This is a genomic window from Ruegeria sp. O4 (assembly GCF_056535125.1).
On sequence record NZ_JBQERO010000006.1, the window covers coordinates 22,165 to 41,540 of the forward strand.

General features: G+C 57.5%; 18 protein-coding genes and 1 tRNA gene. 15 read left to right on the forward strand and 4 right to left on the reverse strand.

What is annotated here, in order from left to right; genetic code table 11:
* Positions 1 to 59: 59 nt before the first annotated feature.
* Positions 60 to 1,607, reverse strand: a complete 1,548-nt coding sequence (locus tag ACR0J7_RS09310; protein WP_480913995.1) for a trimethylamine methyltransferase family protein — start codon at positions 1,605 to 1,607, stop codon at positions 60 to 62.
* Between the two features lie 228 nt (positions 1,608 to 1,835).
* Between ACR0J7_RS09310 and ACR0J7_RS09315 the strand changes: the two genes are divergently transcribed.
* The 3 genes from ACR0J7_RS09315 to ACR0J7_RS09325 all read left to right on the forward strand — a co-directional run bounded on the left by ACR0J7_RS09315 (position 1,836) and on the right by ACR0J7_RS09325 (position 4,436).
* Positions 1,836 to 3,302, forward strand: coding sequence for a flavin-containing monooxygenase (locus tag ACR0J7_RS09315; protein ID WP_480910538.1), 1,467 nt, complete (start codon positions 1,836 to 1,838; stop codon positions 3,300 to 3,302).
* The gene (locus tag ACR0J7_RS09320; protein WP_480913999.1) at positions 3,303 to 4,304 is read left to right on the forward strand and encodes an alpha/beta fold hydrolase; all 1,002 of its coding nucleotides are present in this window, start codon (positions 3,303 to 3,305) and stop codon (positions 4,302 to 4,304) included.
* A 55-nt stretch (positions 4,305 to 4,359) separates the two neighbouring features.
* A tRNA-Met gene (locus tag ACR0J7_RS09325) sits at positions 4,360 to 4,436 on the forward strand.
* A 57-nt stretch (positions 4,437 to 4,493) separates the two neighbouring features.
* Here the strand turns inward: ACR0J7_RS09325 and ACR0J7_RS09330 are convergent.
* On the reverse strand, positions 4,494 to 5,051 hold the full coding sequence (locus ACR0J7_RS09330; protein WP_480914001.1) for a ZrgA family zinc uptake protein: 558 nt from the start codon (positions 5,049 to 5,051) through the stop codon (positions 4,494 to 4,496).
* Here ACR0J7_RS09330 and ACR0J7_RS09335 point away from each other — a divergent pair.
* From ACR0J7_RS09335 to speB, 11 genes are all read left to right on the forward strand, one after another.
* On the forward strand, positions 5,050 to 5,271 hold the full coding sequence (locus ACR0J7_RS09335) for a hypothetical protein (protein WP_480899464.1): 222 nt from the start codon (positions 5,050 to 5,052) through the stop codon (positions 5,269 to 5,271). The two genes, ACR0J7_RS09330 and ACR0J7_RS09335, sit on opposite strands and share 2 nt — an antisense overlap.
* Positions 5,272 to 5,299: 28 nt before the next feature.
* Positions 5,300 to 6,571, forward strand: a complete 1,272-nt coding sequence (locus ACR0J7_RS09340; RefSeq protein ID WP_480914002.1) for an imelysin family protein — start codon at positions 5,300 to 5,302, stop codon at positions 6,569 to 6,571.
* 93 nt (positions 6,572 to 6,664) lie between these two features.
* Positions 6,665 to 6,958: a (2Fe-2S)-binding protein gene (locus ACR0J7_RS09345; protein WP_480914004.1), complete on the forward strand. Its 294-nt coding sequence runs from the start codon at positions 6,665 to 6,667 to the stop codon at positions 6,956 to 6,958.
* The gene (gene bfr, locus ACR0J7_RS09350; RefSeq protein WP_480914006.1) at positions 6,906 to 7,391 is read left to right on the forward strand and encodes a bacterioferritin; all 486 of its coding nucleotides are present in this window, start codon (positions 6,906 to 6,908) and stop codon (positions 7,389 to 7,391) included. Before ACR0J7_RS09345 ends, bfr begins: the two co-directional genes overlap by 53 nt.
* On the forward strand, positions 7,351 to 8,898 hold the full coding sequence (locus tag ACR0J7_RS09355; RefSeq protein WP_480914008.1) for a di-heme oxidoreductase family protein: 1,548 nt from the start codon (positions 7,351 to 7,353) through the stop codon (positions 8,896 to 8,898). The genes bfr and ACR0J7_RS09355 overlap by 41 nt, the downstream gene beginning before the upstream one ends.
* A gap of 3 nt (positions 8,899 to 8,901) precedes the next feature.
* A complete protein-coding gene (locus ACR0J7_RS09360) occupies positions 8,902 to 9,912 on the forward strand; it encodes an imelysin family protein (protein ID WP_480914011.1) in 1,011 nt (336 codons plus the stop codon).
* 3 nt (positions 9,913 to 9,915) lie between these two features.
* Positions 9,916 to 11,001 (forward strand): DUF1513 domain-containing protein, encoded by a 1,086-nt coding sequence (locus ACR0J7_RS09365; RefSeq protein ID WP_480773721.1) that lies wholly within the window; start codon positions 9,916 to 9,918, stop codon positions 10,999 to 11,001.
* Positions 11,002 to 11,101: 100 nt separating this feature from the next.
* A complete protein-coding gene (gene speA / locus ACR0J7_RS09370) occupies positions 11,102 to 12,991 on the forward strand; it encodes a biosynthetic arginine decarboxylase (protein ID WP_480773722.1) in 1,890 nt (629 codons plus the stop codon).
* Positions 12,992 to 13,013: 22 nt separating this feature from the next.
* Positions 13,014 to 14,237, forward strand: coding sequence for a saccharopine dehydrogenase family protein (locus ACR0J7_RS09375; RefSeq protein ID WP_480773723.1), 1,224 nt, complete (start codon positions 13,014 to 13,016; stop codon positions 14,235 to 14,237).
* A gap of 85 nt (positions 14,238 to 14,322) precedes the next feature.
* Entirely contained in the window at positions 14,323 to 15,492 is a 1,170-nt protein-coding gene (gene nspC, locus ACR0J7_RS09380) for a carboxynorspermidine decarboxylase (RefSeq protein WP_480914014.1), read from the forward strand.
* Positions 15,489 to 16,331: an agmatinase gene (gene speB, locus ACR0J7_RS09385; RefSeq protein WP_480773725.1), complete on the forward strand. Its 843-nt coding sequence runs from the start codon at positions 15,489 to 15,491 to the stop codon at positions 16,329 to 16,331. Before nspC ends, speB begins: the two co-directional genes overlap by 4 nt.
* Here speB and ACR0J7_RS09390 read toward each other — a convergent pair.
* Entirely contained in the window at positions 16,328 to 16,918 is a 591-nt protein-coding gene (locus ACR0J7_RS09390; protein ID WP_480605317.1) for an HD domain-containing protein, read from the reverse strand. The two genes, speB and ACR0J7_RS09390, sit on opposite strands and share 4 nt — an antisense overlap.
* A gap of 101 nt (positions 16,919 to 17,019) precedes the next feature.
* Between ACR0J7_RS09390 and ACR0J7_RS09395 the strand changes: the two genes are divergently transcribed.
* Positions 17,020 to 17,853 (forward strand): LysR family transcriptional regulator, encoded by an 834-nt coding sequence (locus tag ACR0J7_RS09395; protein ID WP_480773726.1) that lies wholly within the window; start codon positions 17,020 to 17,022, stop codon positions 17,851 to 17,853.
* Positions 17,854 to 17,855: 2 nt separating this feature from the next.
* Here ACR0J7_RS09395 and lptF read toward each other — a convergent pair whose 3' ends face one another.
* Positions 17,856 to 18,995 carry an LPS export ABC transporter permease LptF gene (gene lptF / locus ACR0J7_RS09400; RefSeq protein WP_480870121.1) on the reverse strand — a complete coding sequence of 380 codons (1,140 nt, stop codon included), beginning with the start codon at positions 18,993 to 18,995 and terminating at the stop codon, positions 17,856 to 17,858.
* Between the last annotated feature and the right edge of the window lie 381 nt (positions 18,996 to 19,376).

A 19,376-nucleotide genomic window follows, 5' to 3' on the forward strand; every position in this document is an offset into this window, starting at 1 on the left:
GTCTTGAACGAAAAAGAACCCGCCCGGTGTTTCGGGCAGGCCAGCACGGGGAGTTTGCATCAGTATGTCTGGTTTAGCTCATCTGCTGCCGGAATTTCCCTCTCACGGCGGGCGATATAGTCCAGAAGGGCGTCGTTCTTGGCCTCGTCCAGCTTTGGTTCCTGATACTCGGCTAAAAGCTTCCTCGCGTATTTCAGAGCGCGTTCGGTGATTTCAACTTCACCTTCCGCCACCCACTGTTCGATCGAGTTGTTGTCGAACAGTTCCGGCATGAAGAACGCAGTCTGGAAATTGTCCTGCGTGTGCGGATGACCCAGATAGTGTCCGCCGGGACCCACATCAGAAACCGCCGCCAACGCCTGATCGAAATCGTGCCATTTAGGACCTTCCGCCATCCGATAGGCCATCGCGCATTGTTCCGCGTCCACCACAAACTTTGCGACCGAACAATGCATCCCCGCCTCGTTCCAGCCTGCCGAATGCCAGATGTAATGGGCCCCTGCATGCAGAACAGCGCCCAGAGTTGTCGCGGATTCGTACCCGGCCTGCGCGTCAAACGTCTTGGCCCCACCCAGCGTGTTCGAAGTGCGCCATGGCACATCGTAAAAGCGCGCCATCTGACCAATCATGAAATTCATCAGACTGATTTCAGGCGTCCCTGCCATCGGTGCACCGGATTTCATCGAAACGGTTGACAGGTAGTGCCCCCAGATCGCTGGACAGCCCTTGCGGATCACCTGCGTATAGGCCAGCGCCGAAAGCGCCTCGGCGGTCAGCTGTGCCACGGTTGCGGGTACCGATGCGGGCGTATTGGCACCGCCCAGAACGAAGGGCGAGCACAAAACCGGCTGATTGCGACGGCAGAAGGCCCGCAGCGCTCCCAGCATGGTTTCGTCCCAGACCAGAGGGCTGTTGCCGTTGCAGTTGCCGGTGGTAACAGGATGGTCGTCAATGAAACCTTCGCCGAACAGGATATCGCACATGTCCATCACGTCTTCGGCATTCCTGGGCGAGGTGGTCATGCCCATAAAGGTTTTGTCCGAGTATTTCATCGACGAATAAGTGATGCGCAAGTGCCGCTGGCTGATCGGGTGATCGTAAGGTTCGACGATATGATGGGCCGAACTGTGCAGTGCGGGCATCATGTGCGACAGTTTGTGAAACATCGCCAGATCGTCCAGCGTCGGGTTCCGGCGAACGTCGTCAAGATCACGAAGAAACGGCGCGCCGGTCATCGGCACGAAGATCGAGTGCTTGCCGCCGAGTGCGAGGTTCTTTTGCGGATCGCGCGCGTGATAGGTGAATTGCGTCGGAATGGTCGCGATCAGCTCGCGCACCATGTTGCGGTCCAGAAAGACCAGCTCTCCTTCGACCTTTGCCCCCGCTTTCTTCCAGTCTTCCACTGCGGTCGGGTCGCGGAACTGGACACCGACGTTCTCAAGAATATCCATGGCGGCCTTGTCGATAGCCTCAACCTGGCTTCCGTCCATAACTTCGCAATGCGGGATGCCGCGGGTCAGACCCGGCAGCATGTCGAAGTTCGGCGCTGTGCGAAGAGCGCGGCGCGCGGAACGCCCACCAGCGCGTGTAAGAGTACGGGTCGACAAGGGGCAATCCTCCTGTTTTGAATCAGACTGACGGAATTACGCGCCGTTCACCTCTCTGATTGCGATATGTGTTTGCAGGAAGCGACACCGCCCTGATGACGGTTTTTCGCCATGTCTGTTCACGTAAGGTCGTTCAGTCATTTTACCTTGTGTGACCTACTTCACTGCCAATCACGTGCAGACATCTGCAACAGATATCCATAAAGTTGTTTCAGGAGGGGCGCTTCAATGCACTACACGACAGAGATGCTGATCATCGGTGCCGGGTTCTCGGGTCTGACGATGGCGCTTGAGGCGCGCAAGCGTGGCATCAAAGATATCGCCATTCTGGAAAAGGCCGAAGATATCGGTGGCACGTGGCGCGAGAACACCTATCCCGGCGTCGCCTGCGATGTGCCTTCGCATCTGTATTCCATGGCAACCCACCCTAATCCGCACTGGAGCCGCGCTTATGCCGGTGGCGCAGAGATACAGAAATATCTGCAAAATGTCGCGCATCAGGAAGGGTTGTATGATCTTTGCCACTTTGGGCAGGCGCTGAAATCGGCAAAATGGGATGGCACGCTTTGGCAGGTCGAAACCATGGATGGCCAGTTCTGGTCGGCCCGGTTTCTGGTCTCGGCCATCGGCGCACTGCATCATCCCAGCATTCCGGATATTCCCGGCGCCGACAGCTTTCCCGGCCCCTGTTTTCATTCGGCCGAATGGGATCACACCGTCGATCTGACCGGAAAGCATGTGGCTGTTGTCGGCACCGGGGCGTCAGCCGTTCAGTTCGTGCCCGAGATTGCCAAGGTTGCGCGCCACGTCACCGTTTTTCAGCGCAGCGCGCCTTACGTCATGCCGCGCCCTGACGGCCCGATCGCGCCTTGGGTGCGCAAACTATATGCCTACCTTCCCCTGCTTCCGCGCATCCGGCGCAAACTGATTTTCATGTTCTTCGAGTTTCGTCACCGCGTGTTCAGGGGCGAGGAACGCGCGATGAACTTTGCTCTGAAGATGTGGCGAAAATCGTTGGAAGGCGCGATTGCCGACCCAGAAGAACGGCGCATTCTGACCCCGGACTATCGAATTGGGTGCAAACGCATTCTCAGTTCAAATGACTGGTACCCGGCGCTGGCCCGCGACAATGTCAGCGTCATTCCGCACGGCGTTGCCAGTATCGATGGCAACAGCATCCTCGCGTCAGATGGCACCAGGGCAGAGGCAGACGCGCTGATCTGGGGCACCGGGTTTCAGGTCACCAATGTCGTAGAGAGGTTGGATATTACTGGCACAGATGGGCTAACGCTGCGGTCGGCCTGGACAAACGGGATGTCTGCTCATCTGGGCACGGCGATAGCCGGTTTTCCCAACTTTTTCATCCTTCTGGGGCCTCATACCGGGCTTGGGCATAATTCGGTCGTGTTGATGATCGAAGCCCAGGTCGGGCATATCGGTCGGGTTCTGAGCGAGATGCAGCACAAGGAACTGTCGGTGATCACCCCCGATGCGGCGAAACAGGCGGCCTTTACACAGGAAATGCAGGACCGCCACGCGGACAGTGTCTGGCAGACCGGAGGCTGCACATCCTGGTACATTGATGCGGATGGGCAAAACACGACGCTTTGGCCCGGAACAGTTGCCGAATTTCAGAAACGCATGTCACAATCGGGATTGGAGCAATACATCCCTATTAGGACCGGAGACAGCTAGATGACAATTTTTCTTAGCCTGGTTGCGGCCTTTGCCGTCTTTCTTCTGACCATGGCCCTGTGGACCCGGCGTATAACCCGTCAGGGGCTAGAAACCGTGCCGCAGATGGGCCAGATCGTGCCCGTGCAGGGCGGTAGCATCCACTATGTGGAAAAGGGCAATCCGGACGCGCAGACGGTTATCCTGATTCATGGTCTGGCTGGGCAGTTACAGCATTTTACCTACGCGTTGGCAGATCAACTGGCCGAGGATTTCCACGTCATCGCGCTGGATCGCCCCGGTTGCGGATATTCAACCCGGGATACGGCAGAACTCGCACAATTGCCGCAGCAGGCCGCGATGATAGCTGAGTTTCTTGAAACCAAAGGCGTGAATCAGGCCGTGCTGGTCGGGCATTCACTGGGCGGTGCGGTGTCGCTGGCACTGGCTTTGGATTACCCCGAGCGGGTATCCAGCCTCGCTCTGTTAGCACCACTAACGCACAGGCTGCCTGAAACACCGGTGATCTTCAAACCGCTCGAGATTCGGACCAAATGGCTGCGCAGTCTGATTGCCAACACGATTGCAGTGCCCATGGCCTCAAAAACAGCGCCGCACAGTCTGGGCGTGGCATTTGACCCTGAAACCCCTCCAAATGACTTTCTGGACCGTGCGGGTGGTGCGCTCGGGCTGCGCCCGTCGGCCTTTGTCACGGCCTCGCAGGACGTTATCGGGTTGGATGCCAGTTGCGATGCGCTGGTGGCCAGATATCCTGAGCTATCGGTCCCCGGTGGGATATTGTATGGCCGTCAGGACGCACTTCTGTCCCCTGCCCTTCACGGACCGCCGATGGTCAAATATGGTCTGAGCTATGAAGAGCTCGACGGTCTGGGTCATATGATCCTGATCACAGAACCGGAGATATGCGCCGCGTTTATCCGCAGAACGGTGGACACCACGATATTCCGTCAGACGCCCTTGCAGGACCCGGTGAAAGAGCCCGTGAAAGAATTCCCCGGTTAGGGCGATTTCCCTCTTGACCCTCCCCGGCCCCTCGCTTACATCGCCTCTCACTCACGGCGGAGTAGCTCAGTTGGTTAGAGCAGCGGAATCATAATCCGCGTGTCGGGGGTTCAAGTCCCTCCTCCGCTACCAATTCCCCAGAGCATCAAACCGAAACACCAGTTGTGGTTTTCCTTATGATTTCAGCGCTCATCGATCCGGCGGAAGATCGAGATATGGTGCCGCGCGTGTGATTTCGACAGCGTCCTGTACCCCGTTCGTATTCAAGTGGATGTTCAGCTGGCCAGTCCCACTGAACCGCGCGAAATAGGCGAACTCGATCATGTTCAGCGCATTCATATCCTGACACTGAATGACATAGTCCGCCTGAAACTCCGAGTGACTCTCCTCCGTTGTGGAGCCTGTGACTGCGTTCGCCTCGCCACTCTGCCGTGTGATACCATATGTCAGAACCACATGGGCAGTCACCGTAGAGCACCCAGCTTCGGGAGGGGTTACGAACAGGTCCAGCGGGTCGGAAAGCTCTGACATTGCTATGGCCACACGCGTGCGGTTGTCATCGTTTTCAACCGGAGATTCGAACCCGACGATATCCATGCTGGGCACCCGGAGTGCCAACGAAAACCCGGTTTCAGAAAACACGATATCGATCTGGCCCGAACCGTGGTGATGAGGCGTGGAAACCTGCGTTGCTTGCGCTGCAAGTGCCGCAGGAAACAGGAATAAGGCCAGAACCACGCGCTTCATGAACCACAAACCACCTACAAAGAATCACTGGGATGATTTTAGCCCGAAACATGTACCGCGCAATGTGATCCACCGAATCAAACCCCCGCCAGATATGGGGATGGCGACCATCAGGTCAGCAGCTCCTTTTTCCGACAAAAAAACTCAGGTTGACAATGTTGACTTTTTAACTCAGTTATTTCAACAAAAGCCGCCGTGGGAACAAACCCGCCTGATTTGACAGTTCAGACAAGAAAGTAACGACCCCTATGACCAAGTTGTTTGCAACAGCCAGCGCTTTGACCTTTTGTACAACCGCTTTTGCCTTTGCCGGGGATGTGCCTGCAAAAGTGGATATTCTGGAAACCTACGCCAATATTGCCGAAGCCAAGTATGACGACAGTCTGACTGCGGCGAAGACGTTGCGGGATACAGTCGGTGCGCTGATTGCCGAACCATCGGACGCGACCCTGACTGCGGCACGGGCAGCATGGGTTGCAGCGCGTGTGCCTTATCAACAGACCGAAGTTTATCGTTTTGGCAATGCAATCGTTGATGACTGGGAAGGCAAAGTAAACGGTTGGCCGCTGGATGAAGGTCTGATTGATTACGTCGACGCGGCCTATGGTGGTGCGACGGATGAGAACGAATTTGCGGTTCTGAATGTCATCGCCAACCCCAGCTTCGAACTGTCGGGCGAAACCATTGACGCCAGCGAGATTACTCCGGAACTGCTGAGCGAAACCCTGCACGAAGCTGATGGTATCGAAGCCAACGTCGCGACAGGATATCACGCTATCGAGTTCCTGCTGTGGGGGCAGGACATGAATGGACACGGGGCAGGTGCAGGCAACCGTCCGGCAACCGATTATGCAAACGGCGATGCCTGCACCGGTGGCAATTGCGACCGTCGTGCCCAGTATCTGAGCGCCGCAACCGACCTGCTGGTCAGCGACCTGAGCTGGATGGCGGACCAGTGGAAGCAAGGCGGCGCGGCGCGCGCGGCGCTGATGGAAAACGAAACTGGGGGTGTCAGTGCGATCCTGACCGGTATGGGTTCACTGTCCTACGGTGAACAAGCGGGTGAGCGGATGCGTCTGGGCCTGATGCTGAACGACCCGGAAGAAGAACATGATTGCTTTTCGGACAACACCCACAACAGCCATTACTACGACGGGCTGGGCGTTCAGAACGTCTATCTGGGCAGCTATACCCGTATCGATGGCGCACCTGTATCGGGCGCATCGCTGGCCGATCTGGTAATCGCAACCGACCCGGCACTGGACGCCGAGATGAAGGCGAAACTGGCCGTCACGATGCAAGCCCTTGGCAGGATCAAATCGACCGCGGAAGCAGGATTTGCCTATGACCAGATGCTGGAACGCGGCAACGAAGGCGGTGAAACCCTGATCATGGCCGGCGTCAACGGCCTGATCGACCAGACCAAAACAATCGAGCGCATCGTGACCGCACTGGAACTGGACCAGATTGAATTTGAAGGATCAGACAGCCTGGATAACCCCGACGCGGTATTCCACTAAACAAGAACGCGCGCCGGGGGCTAGCCTGCCCCCGGCACACTCAACACGCTGACCCGCCAGCCCTTTGAACCACACAAACCCAAGCCAACATTCATGATTGTCTGCCACTGCACCAACATCTCGGACCACGACATCCGCTCCGCCATCGACTGGATGCGAACAGCCGACCCCCGAACCATCATCACCCCCGGCAAGGTTTACCGTGCTCTTGGAAAATCGGCGGATTGCGGCGGATGCATGCCTCTGTTTCTGGACACGATGCGGTCAAGCGATAATCTCGAAGTACCCATGCAACTCCGCGCACTGCGCGCGGCGGTATCACAGGAGAGTGCAGATGAAGGGCGATCCAAAAGTCATCGAATATCTCAACAGATCTCTGCGGCATGAACTGACTGCTGTCAGCCAATACTGGCTGCATTACCGGTTGCAGGAAGACTGGGGGCTTGGCCACATGGCCAAGAAAAGCCGCGAGGAAAGCATCGAAGAGATGGGCCACGCGGACAAGCTGATCGAACGGATCATCTTTCTGGAAGGCCACCCCAACCTTCAGAAGCTTGACCCGCTTCGGATCGGTCAAACACCAAAGGAAACGCTGGAATGTGACCTTGCGGCCGAGATCGATGCACGGGCCCTGTACAAGGAAGCGCGCGAATACTGTCGGGATGCCGGCGACTATGTCTCGATGTCGCTGTTCGAAACGTTGATGTCCGATGAAGAGGGCCATATCGACTTTCTCGAAACGCAGCTCGACCTCTATGAAAGGATCGGCGAAGCCAATTATGCGCAACTCAACGCATCGAAAATGGGCGAAGGCGAGTAGCCTTGTCGCCCTGTCGGTGGTGGCTTTCGCGGCCACCCCTTCCCTGTCAGCCGAGCTGCAGGATCTGCATCTGAATGTCACCCCCCGCACTGACGATGAACGCGCCCGAATTGCTGTTGTGACGGCGGCGCCCCAGGATTTCAACGCACCGCAGCAGTTTGAAGAACTGCCCGCCGGGGCTTCGACTGTTCGGGTCCGTACGGACGCGGATGCGTTCTCGCAACCGTCAGACAACCTGAGCTTTGAACAGGAGCTGAACTTCAAAGTCGGAAACGGACTGTTCAAGAAGGTCTGGGTTTCGTCGCCCTCATCGACACTCGCCTCTGACGGGTTGGGGCCGCTCTATAACGCGCGGTCGTGCCAGCGCTGCCACATCAAGGATGGGCGCGGACACACGCCAAACGGGCCCGATGACAACGCGGTTTCGATGTTCTTGCGGGTCTCGATCCCAGGCACGTCGGAGGATGGTTATGCAGCGATCGAAGATTACATCGCCACTCTGCCCGAGCCCACCTATGGTGGACAGATGCAGGATTTCGCAATGGCAGGTCATCCAGCGGAATACCGGCTGGACATCTCATACGAAGAAATCCCGGTAGAGCTTTCTGACGGTGAAACCGCCTCACTGCGCCGCCCGACTTATCAGGCAGCCGATCTGGGTTATGGCCCGCTGCACCCGGACGCGATGCTAAGCCCACGGGTCGCGCCGCAGATGATCGGGCTTGGCCTGTTGGAAGCGATCCCGGTCGAAGACCTGCTTGCCAAGGCCGACCCTAACGATTTCGATGGGGACGGCATATCAGGTCGCCCGAATATCGTCTGGTCAGTCGAGTTTGACGCCCCGATGATGGGCCGGTTCGGTCACAAAGCAGGGATGCCGACAGTGATGGAGCAATCGGCTGCTGCTTTTGCCGGGGATATCGGCATATCGAACCCACTCTACCCTGCTCCGCACGGGGATTGCACCAATGTGCAGGTGAACTGCATCCAAGCCCCGCATGGCGACAATGATGAGCGCGGCTTCGAGATCGATCATCAGGGTATGGACCTGGTCGCTTTCTACAGCCGCAATCTGGGGGTGCCGGGTCGCCGCGACATGGACAACCCCAGGGTCCTCCGCGGGAAAAAGGTGTTTCATGCAACCGGCTGCGCGTCATGCCACACACCGTCACATGTCACTCATCGGATGGAAGACCGGCCCGAGCACAGTTTTCAGCTGATATGGCCCTACACCGACCTGTTGCTTCATGACCTGGGCGAAGGTCTGGCCGACAATCGCCCCGAGGCCCGCGCAACGGGCCGGGAATGGCGCACGCCGCCTTTGTGGGGTGTTGGCCTGACCGAACGCGTCTCGGGCCACACAGAGTTTCTGCATGACGGGCGTGCGCGCGACTTGCTTGAAGCAATCCTGTGGCATGGCGGTGAAGCGCAGGCTGCCCGCGACACCGTTATCTCGATGCCCAAAGCCGACCGTGACGCCCTGATCCAATTTCTGGAGAGCCTCTGACCCATGCGAGTTCTTACCCTTGTTGCAGCGTTGATCATGCCACTTGCCGCGCAGGCACAGGATCGCGCGCCGATCCTGATGGATGTAACAGAAACCCATATCCTGCCCCGGTTCGACACGCTCCCGGAAACGACAGGCGCGCTAGTCAGCGCATCACTGGTTGAGTGCGATCCGACCTCACCGGAGCTGCGCGCGGCCTACGATGCGGCTTTCGATAGCTGGATATCCGCCAGCCACCTGCGGTTTGGTCCGACCGAGGTCGATGACCGCGCTTTCGCCATGGCGTTCTGGCCGGACACGAAAGGGTTCACCACCAAAGCCCTGTCCCAGCATATCGCAACCGAGGATGACGCCGTGCAAAGCCCGGAGACCTATGCCGAAACGTCCATAGCAGGGCGCGGGTTCTTCGCGCTCGAACGGATGTTGTTCGATCCCAATTACGCGGAACAGGGTAGTGCCGAATATCGCTGCGCGCTGATCAGGGCGATCACGGCGGATATCGATGCCAATGCCCGGGCGATGGCGCAGGACTGGCACAGCTATGCCCCTAGCCTTACCCAACCCCAAGAGAACAGGCGCTACCGGACGCAGGACGAAGCAATGCAGGAGCTGTTCAAGGCCTTGGCTACCGGTCTTGAGTTCACGGCTGACACTCGGCTGGGTCGCCCCATGGGGACATTTGACCGCCCCCGTCCGAACCGGGCCGAAGCGTGGCGGTCCGGGCGGTCTTTACGCCATGTAGAACTGTCGCTGATATCCTTGCGAGATTTAGCTGCACGGCTGTCTTTTGATCACCCCGAAATCGCGTCGGAACTGGACGCTGCGTTTGCACGTGCCATCCAGAACGCTCAATCCATTGACGATCCCTCGCTGGCCGGGGTTTCAGATCCCCAGGCCCGGTTCCGGATTGAGGCGCTTCAACAGTCGATCCACGATATCCGCAGCATCGCCGTGACCGAGCTGGGTCCGACATTGGGGATCAGCGCAGGATTCAACTCGCTGGACGGAGACTAACCCGTGACGTCACGCCGCCATTTTCTTGCCGGTCTTGCCGCAGCCACGATTTCCCCAGTCCGCGGGTGGGCCTCGGCCGGTTCGCCTGGTTTTCTGGCCGCAGGGCTGTTTCCCGACGGGTCCTTTCGACTTGCCGGGTTGAGCACATTGGGGAAAATCGTGTTCTCCGTGCCTCTACCCGAACGCGGACATGCGGCCGCTGCCCATCCACACAAGGCCTTGGCGGTCGCGTTTGCCAGACGTCCGGGAACCTTTGCCATCGTCATCGATTGCGCAACCGGCGCGCAGATTGCGCAGCTAAATGCCCCTGAAAGCCGACACTTCTACGGCCACGGCACATTCTCGGCGGATGGCGCGTATTTTTATGCCACCGAGAACGACTACGAAGCCGGGACAGGTATCGTCAGTGTCTGGGACGCTAAAAGCTTTTCGCGTCTGGGTGAGTTTTCATCTGGTGGAATAGGCCCGCATGACATGCGCCTGATGCCCGACGGGGAAACGCTGGTGATTGCCAATGGCGGGATCGAAACCCACCCCGAAACCGGGCGCACAAAGCTGAACCTGCCGACGATGGCACCCAACCTGAGCTATCTCACCCAGTCGGGTAGGATCCAAGAACAGGTGTCGTTACCTGACGAGCTTCACAAGAACTCGATCCGCCATCTGGTGGTGCGGAGCGACGGTCTGGTTGGCTTTGCCATGCAATGGCAGGGCAGCAAGTCCGAACACCCGCCCCTGTTGGGCTTGCATTGTCAGGGTGAAGCCCCACGCCTGCTGGCGGCACCGGATCACGAACAAAGCATGTTGCAGGGATACGCTGGCAGCGTCGCGTTTTCAGCCGACGCCGATATGATCGCAATAACCTGTCCGCGCGGCAATGCGCTGCACCAGTTCGACATAACCAGCGGCACACTCACCGGCGCCTTCGCGCTTGAGGATGTCTGCGGGCTTGGGGCCGGGGCGGGCGGGTTGGTCTTTACCACGGGAACAGGCGCTTTCGGGACATTGATGGGCGCGCGCCCAGCTGTTCGAACCCGCGCCGAATGCCAATGGGACAATCATCTGATCCCGATCCACCCGTCCGCGTAAAATTCGGAATCCCCAATCAGATAGTTTACACTTGGAAGAATCAAACTGCTGCCGTATTGGCGGGCGCGAAACTGGCACCCTACGTTAAGGACCGACTTGATTGAAACAGACGCCCGACGCACCGCATTCCATCTACGGAGTTGAGAAATGGGGAAAAGGCCTCATCGAGGTGACCGAACAGGGCGAGATCGGTCTGCGCAATCCCATGGCCCCCGAGGCAGCGGCGATTAGCCTGCCCGGTATCCTCAGCGATCTGGACGACCGCGGAATCAAGGCACCGATGGTCCTGCGCGTCGCGTCTTATCTGGAACACGAAATTGCCCATCTGAACGAGAGCTTTCGTGATGCGATTGCGCGCGTGGGCTACACAGGCAGCTATCGCGGTGTATTCCCGATCAAGGTGAACCAGCAGGCGCAGGTTGTTGACCGGATCGTCGAGTTTGGAAAGAAATACAACTATGGGCTCGAGGCCGGCTCCAAACCCGAACTGGTGATTGCGCTGGCGCATCGCCTGGCCCCCGAAGCGCTGATCGTGTGTAACGGTGTCAAAGATGCCGAATTCATCCAACTGGCTATTCTAAGCCGCAAGATCGGGTTCAACACGGTCATCGTTTTGGAAAGCCCGAAAGAGGCCGACACGGTAATCGAAGTTTACAACGAACTGGGCATCGAGCCCCTGATCGGTGTTCGGGTGAAGCTGACCAACCAGATCAGCGGCAAATGGGAAGAAAGCTCGGGCGACCGCTCGGCCTTTGGGATGAACACTGATCAGCTTATCGCCACCGTAGACAAGCTGAAAGACGCAGGGTTGCTGCACTGCCTCAAGCTGCAGCATTCACATCTGGGCAGCCAGGTTCAGGATGTCAACGATGTGCGCCGTGCTGTGGGCGAAGCCTGTCGCTATTACACCGAGCTTACGCGCGAAGGCGTGCCATTGACCCACCTGGATCTGGGTGGCGGCATGGGGGTCGATTACACCGGCGAAAAGAAAGCCGCCGAAAACTCGATCAACTACACGGTCGAAGAATACTGTGCCAATGTCGTCGAAACCGTGGCCTACGCCATGGACGAGGCAGAGGTGGACCACCCGACACTGGTCACGGAAAGTGGGCGTGCCGTGGTGGCGACGTCCTCGATGCTGGTCTTCAACGTGCTCGAAAGCACGCTTTACGATGCGCCCAATGGCCCCGAGGTTGATCCGGATGACCACCACTTGGTCTCGGACCTCGCCGCGGTGCACGGATACCTCTCTCGCGACCGCCTGCAGGAATGCTGGAACGACGCCACCTTCTATCGTAACGAGCTGCGCGCCCTGTTTCGTCGCGGCTATGTCGACCTGCGTCAGATGGCCCGGGCCGAACGGATATACCTGTCGCTGATGGCGCGGCTCAAGGCATTGGCCGCGTCAGAGGATCTGGAAACGGACCTGAATGACCAGCTTGAAAAGGTTGCTGACATCTATCACTGCAACTTCTCGCTGTTCCAGTCGCTGCCAGATGTCTGGGCCATCGACCAGCTGCACCCGATCGTGCCACTGCAATCTTTGAACCAGATCCCCGACCGTCGCGCCGTGCTGTCCGACATCACCTGCGACAGCGACGGCAAGATCGACCGGTTCATTCTGGCCGACGGTGTTTCCCCCAGCCTGCCGGTGCATTCCCTGCCCGAAGAGAACGAATACTTCATGGGTGTCTTCTTCGTTGGCGCTTATCAGGAGACTTTGGGCGATCTACACAATCTCTTTGGTGACACCAACGTGGTCACCATCGACCTGCGTCGGGACGGTGGCTTTGACCTGCTGCACGAACAAGAGGGCGACACGATCAGCCAGGTTCTGTCATATGTCGAATTCGACCCGCAGGATTGCGTCGCCGCCTTCCGCAAAATGGTGGATGAGGCGATTTCGACCGGCACCCTGAATGCCAAGGACCGCAAAACCCTGATGAGCGCTTACCGCGAGTCGATCAACGGTTACACCTATTACGAATAACCCCTGAGAGGAGATCACCCCCATGGGAACTTTGAGTGGCAAAACACTGGTTGTCGGCGCGGGCGGCGTATCCCACGCTGCTGTGCACAAGATGGCGATGAATTCGGATATCTTCACCGAAATCACGCTGGCCAGCCGCACGAAATCTAAATGCGACGCCATCGCCAGATCGGTGAAAGACCGTGTGGGTGTTGATATCGCAACCGCCGAGTTGGACGCCTACAAGGTCGAAGACACCGTAAAGCTGATCAAGGAAACCGGTGCTGAAATCCTCGTGAACCTCGCCCTGCCCTACCAGGATCTGGTGCTGATGGATGCATGCCTTAAGGCGGGCATCCATTACCTAGACACCGCGAACTACGAGCCGGAAGACGAGGCCAAGTTCGAATACCACTGGCAATGGGCCTATAAGGAGCGGTTCAAGGCGGCCGGCCTGACCGCCATCCTTGGTTCGGGCTTCGATCCCGGTGTTACATCCGTCTTTGCCAAATGGTTGAAAAAGCACAAGCTGGACACCATCCGCCAGATCGACGTGCTTGATGCCAATGGTGGTTCGAACGATCAGGAATTTGCCACCAACTTCAACCCCGAAATCAACCTGCGCGAAGTGCTGGCCGAAGTGCGCCACTGGGAAGGTGGCGAATGGAAGCACTCTCCCGCCATGACCCACAAGGTCGAATTCGACTTCCCCGCCATCGGCCCCAAGAACATGTACCTGATGTATCACGAGGAACTGGAATCGCTCTCGACCCACTTCCCCGAGATCGAGCGCGCCCGCTTCTGGATGACCTTCGGTGACGCCTACATCACCCACGCCAAGGTTCTGGAAAATGTCGGCATGACCCGCATCGACCCGGTGATGCATGACGGCAAGGAAATCATCCCGATCCAGTTCCTGAAAACCCTCCTGCCCGATCCCGGTGATCTGGGCGCGGAAACCAAGGGCAAGGCCTGCATCGGCGATATCGCCACAGGTCAGGCCAAGGATGGCTCCGGCGAAAAGACCTATTACATCTACAATATCTGCGATCATCAGGAATGCTACGCGGAAGTCGGCAGCCAGGCTGTCAGCTACACCACCGGTGTCCCCGCCATGATCGGCGCGGCGCAGGTGCTGAAAGGCAACTGGACCGAGCCCGGCGTTTGGAACATGGAACAACTCGACCCGGACGACTTCATGGCCATGCTGAACGAACATGGCCTGCCGTGGCAGGTCCATGAACTCGACGGCCCGGTCACCTTCTGATCCGCTTCAGCTTCATCTGGCCCTAAATATCCCGGGGGTCCGGGGGCAGCGCCCCCGGCCTCTCCACCAAACGGAGACGCCGGTTATGTCCGACATGATGACCACACAGGCCGGAGACGCCGGCGCCTTCCGCAATTTCAACCTCTCCCGTGTACCCAGCCCTTGCTTTGTCGTCGACGAAAAGGCGGTTGAACGGAACCTGAAAATCCTCGCTGATGTCGGAACCCGCTCCGGCGCGCATGTTCTCAGCGCGCTCAAGGCGTTTTCAATGTTCTCACTGGCCCCACTGGTGCGCCAACACCTCGGCGGCACCTGCGCCTCAGGTATCTATGAAGCGCGGCTGGGACGCGAGGAATATGGAGGTGAAGTCGCAACCTTCTGCGCCGGGTACAAAGACGCCGACATCGACGAAATCCTGTCGCAGTCGGATCACGTCATCTTCAACTCCGCTGCCCAAAAGGACCGGTTTCTCGCCAAAGCCCAAACCGCCAAAGTGCAGGTTGGCCTGCGCATCAATCCGGAACATTCCGAAGGCGAGGTTCCGAAATACGATCCCTGCGCCCCGTGCTCGCGCCTTGGCACACCAGTCAGCCAACTGACCGCCGACACGTTGCGCGGCGTTGACGGGCTGCACATGCATACGCTTTGCGAACAGGGGTTTGCGCCTTTGCAGCGCACCTGGGACGCTGTCGAACCGAAGCTCAAACCCTACCTTGATCAACTCAAGTGGGTGAACTTTGGCGGTGGCCACCACATCACCCGCGACGATTATGACCGCGACGGGCTGGTGGCTTTCCTCAAGAACATTCGCGAAACCTACGGCATTGATGTTTACCTCGAACCCGGTGAAGCAGTGGCGCTGGACGCAGGTGTTCTGATCGGTGAAATCCTCGACCTGCCGACCAACAGCATGAACCTCGCGATCACCGATATTTCGGCCACATGCCACATGCCCGACGTGATCGAGGCCCCCTATCGCCCCGCCCTGATGGATGAGGTCGAAACAGGCCATACCTATCGCCTTGGCGGCCCGTCCTGCCTGGCGGGTGACGTTATTGGCGACTACACTTGGGACAAGCCGCTGGAGATCGGACAGCGTTTTGCCTTCCTCGATCAGGCACATTACTCGATGGTCAAGACAAACACCTTCAATGGCGTCCCCCTGCCCACAATCGCCCTGTGGAACAGCGAAACAGACGAGCTGAAGATCATCCGGCAGTTCGGATATGACGACTTCAAGGACAGACTCTCATGAGCATTTTTCTCGACAGCGAATTGACCGCATCCGAACGCACCGAAGATGCCCGCTTTCGCGTGATCCCGGTGCCTTTGGAGCGCACGGTCTCTTACGGGTCCGGCACGGCCAAAGGCCCCGAAGCAATTATCGAGGCCAGTAATGAACTGGAACGCATCACCGGTCACGCTGAGCCCTGTGTCGAAGGGATTTTCACCGAAGAACCGCTGAATTGTGACGGCCCGTTGCCCGAGGTAATGGAACGCCTTGCGCAACGCACCGAGACTGCAATTCGGGCCGGAAAGGTGCCGGTCACTTTGGGCGGCGAGCATTCCCTCAGCTATGGTGCGGTGAAGGGTGTGGCCCGTGCGCTAAACCAACCCATCGGCATCGTCCAGATCGACGCCCATGCCGACCTGCGCAACGCTTATCAGGGCGAAAAACACTCTCACGCCTCAGTGATGCACCTGCTTGCCGAAGAAGGCGTTCGGCTCGCCCAGTTCGGTGTTCGCGCTTTTTCAACTGAAGAGGCCCAAAGCCGACTGAGAAACCACGTCTTTCACGTGGATGCCGAGGAACTGGTGACAGGTAACATCCATTCGGTCGACTTGCCTGCAGACTTCCCCGAGCTGGTCTATGTCAGTTTCGACGTCGACGGGCTGGATCCATCGCTGATGCCCGCCACCGGAACACCGGTGCCTGGCGGGTTGGGCTATTATCAGGCGCTGCGGCTGGTCGAGCACGCGCTCAAGGGGCGCAGATGCGTGGGCTTCGATGTGGTTGAGCTGGCCCCGGACGGCAATGCCGCCTGGGATTTCACCACAGCTCAGATTGTCTATCGCCTGATGGCTGCCTGTTAATCTTCGGCAGTTTCGTTCAGTTCCATATGGCCTTCGCCCTTGCTCAGGATGCGGCGCAGCATGGGTTCAAAAAACTCCAGCGGTTTCGTCGGATAGTCTGGGTCAAACGCCTTCTGATCGTATTCATGGCAGAAATAGCGGCAGTCCTCCCAATGGGGGCTGTCGCGATACTTGTCGCGCGCGTTGCGGTCTCCTCCAAGGTGGTGGTTGTAGTAGTAACCCTGAAACACGCAATGGTGCTTAAGTATCCAATAGGTTTTCTCGCTGACATAGGGCTTCATCATCGCCGCTGACAGCTCTCCATGGTTGTAGGGTGACAGAATGTCGCCGGTATCGTGGATCAAAGCGGCGACCACCAACTCCTCATCCGCGCCATCCTCATAAGCCCGGGTCGCGGCCTGAAGGCTGTGCTGATACCGGTTGACCGGATAGGGTGTCCATTCCTCGTCCAGTGACCGAATGGCGTCCAGAATGCGATCCGGCAAGGCGGCATTATACGCCTCTTCATAATCCATAACGGCGTCCCAGTCGGCCTTGGTGGCATTCTCAAAACTGGTCCAGGTCGGTTTGTGGCTTTTGTCCAGCATGGCTGATCCTTTGGCGTGTTTCCCGAAGCCGACAATATTACGAGTCGCAACTTCAAAAAAATGAATTGATTTTATCACAATGATCAAAAAATACTCTCGGTATGCGAACCAAAGCTTTGGAAACCTTTCTATGTGTGGCCGAGACAGGTGGTTTTCATGCCGCTGCCCGCAAGCTGAATGTGACTCAAACGGCCGTCAGCGCGCGCATTCATTTGATCGAAGAAGAAACCGGCAGACCACTGTTTACCCGCGGAGCCGGTGGCACGGCGCTGACCGAGTTTGGCAGACAATTCAAACCATATGCAGAACAAATTCTGTCCCTTTGGGCCTTCGCGTCGCGGGATTTATCGTTGCAGACACAGAACCGTCCAGCGCTTCGGTTGGGTAGTCAGCTTAGCATCTGGGACCCTTTGCTTGTGGATCTGGCTGTTCGGTTTGAACAGCGCTTTGACAAACTGCTGCTGACACTGAATTACGACCACGATCTGAACATGGTTGAAGCTGTGGCGACCCATGTGCTGGACGTGGCGATCACGCATGAAACGCCATCAGACCGACGCGTCACCTACCACGAGCTGGAACCGGAGCTTCTAACCCTGGTCAAAACCCCGCAAGCAGCAACAGCAGAAAACGATTTGGTCTTCGTCAACCTTGAACTTGGAGAGATTTACCAAGACCACGTCAGATCGGCCGTGCGACGCGCCTCGGGGCAGATCTTGTTTCTGGGAAATTGCATGATGGCGCTACGTTATGTCTTGCATAGAGGCGGATGCGGCTACTTCCCCGATTACGTCATTTCGCAACATCTGGCTTCGGGTGCACTCGAACCGGTAGAGGACAGTGTGAGCCTGCGGCTGCCGATGTATCTGGTCGCCCGTAGTGATCGCGAAGAATTCGACGACATTCGTTGTTGTCTGGAAGAACTTCGAACCTGAAATCAAGCGGGTGTTGGGATGACCTCGGACCTGCGCGCACGTTTCCGCATAAGTGGACGACCTGCGACAAGCAGAAAACAGCACGAGATCAACACACCCATAACGGCAGGAAGGTAAAGCAGCACCCAAAGCTTCGGGTCATCGATCACAACCGGGGACACAAACCCGCGAACACCTTCAAGCAGCACAAGAATGGTAAAGGCACCCAAAATCTGAGGCCACAATCCAAACCGTGAAAAGCTGCCTAACATCAGGGTTGAATAACCCGCCAGCGATACGGCGATGCAAATGGCTATCCAGGAAAATCGCTGATGCAGTTCTTCGATCAATTTACCCTGGCTGAACCCCTCGGTTTCAGAAATCGCATCCCGGTTGAGGATCAGATCAGAGGTTGGAATGGCTTCGAGGCTGCGGCTTGCCAACGGGCTTGCGTTCGTCAGTTGCGAAATGTCATATGATGCGTCCTGAAACAGGGTCGAGGACAGAACCCTGCCCGCCTTGTTCAAACGCAGCGCCACCCCATCGACCATCACCAGATGAATTCCCGCGTCGTTATTGACCAGATAGGCTGTCACGCTGGAATAGCTGACCGCGTTTTCCGGGTCGCGGCGATCCGATACGAACACCTCGTGCAACGTACCGTCCAGATCGATGCCACCGATGTAAACCGTAACATCTTCGGCAGGGTGCAGAAATTCACCTTCATTCAACAACTGCGCTGTCACATCTCCTGCAACTTCGGCTTGCCGGAATTCCAGTTGTTGGACCGAGGCCGGGCGCAGGAACACGCTGATGGCGGCCATCATCAGACCGGTGATCACACCGAACAATACTACGGCACGCGCCAGTCGCCAGGGGCTTGACCCGGTTGCCAGCATCACTGTCATCTCGCTTTCGCGGCTCAATCTATTGGTCGCATAGACAGCCGCCGCAAATACCGCCATCGGCATAACCGTACGAACCAGCGTCGGCAGGGTAAGCGCGGTGAATTCAAGAAACACCATAGCGGACTGGCCACCGCTGATGACCTTGTCAAACAGGCTGACGGAACGGGTGATCCAGAACACACCCACCAGGACAAGGGTGAAGAAGCCGAATAAAACCAGCAATTGCCGCAGGAAATATCCATCAAAACGCGACATGTATCCTCATCCGGCTGATTGCGTCGTGGCCGGACAATAAGTCAATCGCCCACCCAAGGAAACCTCGATTACCGCCTCAGAACTGGCATCGGCGGTAACCTAGTTATTCGGACATGGGAAGGGCGCGCTCAACCACAAGCGCGCCCCAGCCACAGGAGGGAAAAACAAAAACAGCGTCATGTACCGAACGTGAGCGCCAACTCGTAACAATTGTAAGTAAAGTGGAATTCAAGTGATTGGTCTGTGACTTAGTTCACCTTTGGACCGTTCACATGAACACTCTTGTAGACATCTGCCCCAGCTAAAAGTTAATGACACGTTAACGTCTTGTTTCCAGCCCATTCACTGTTCTACCCACATAATGAAATCTGTTGGTTTTGG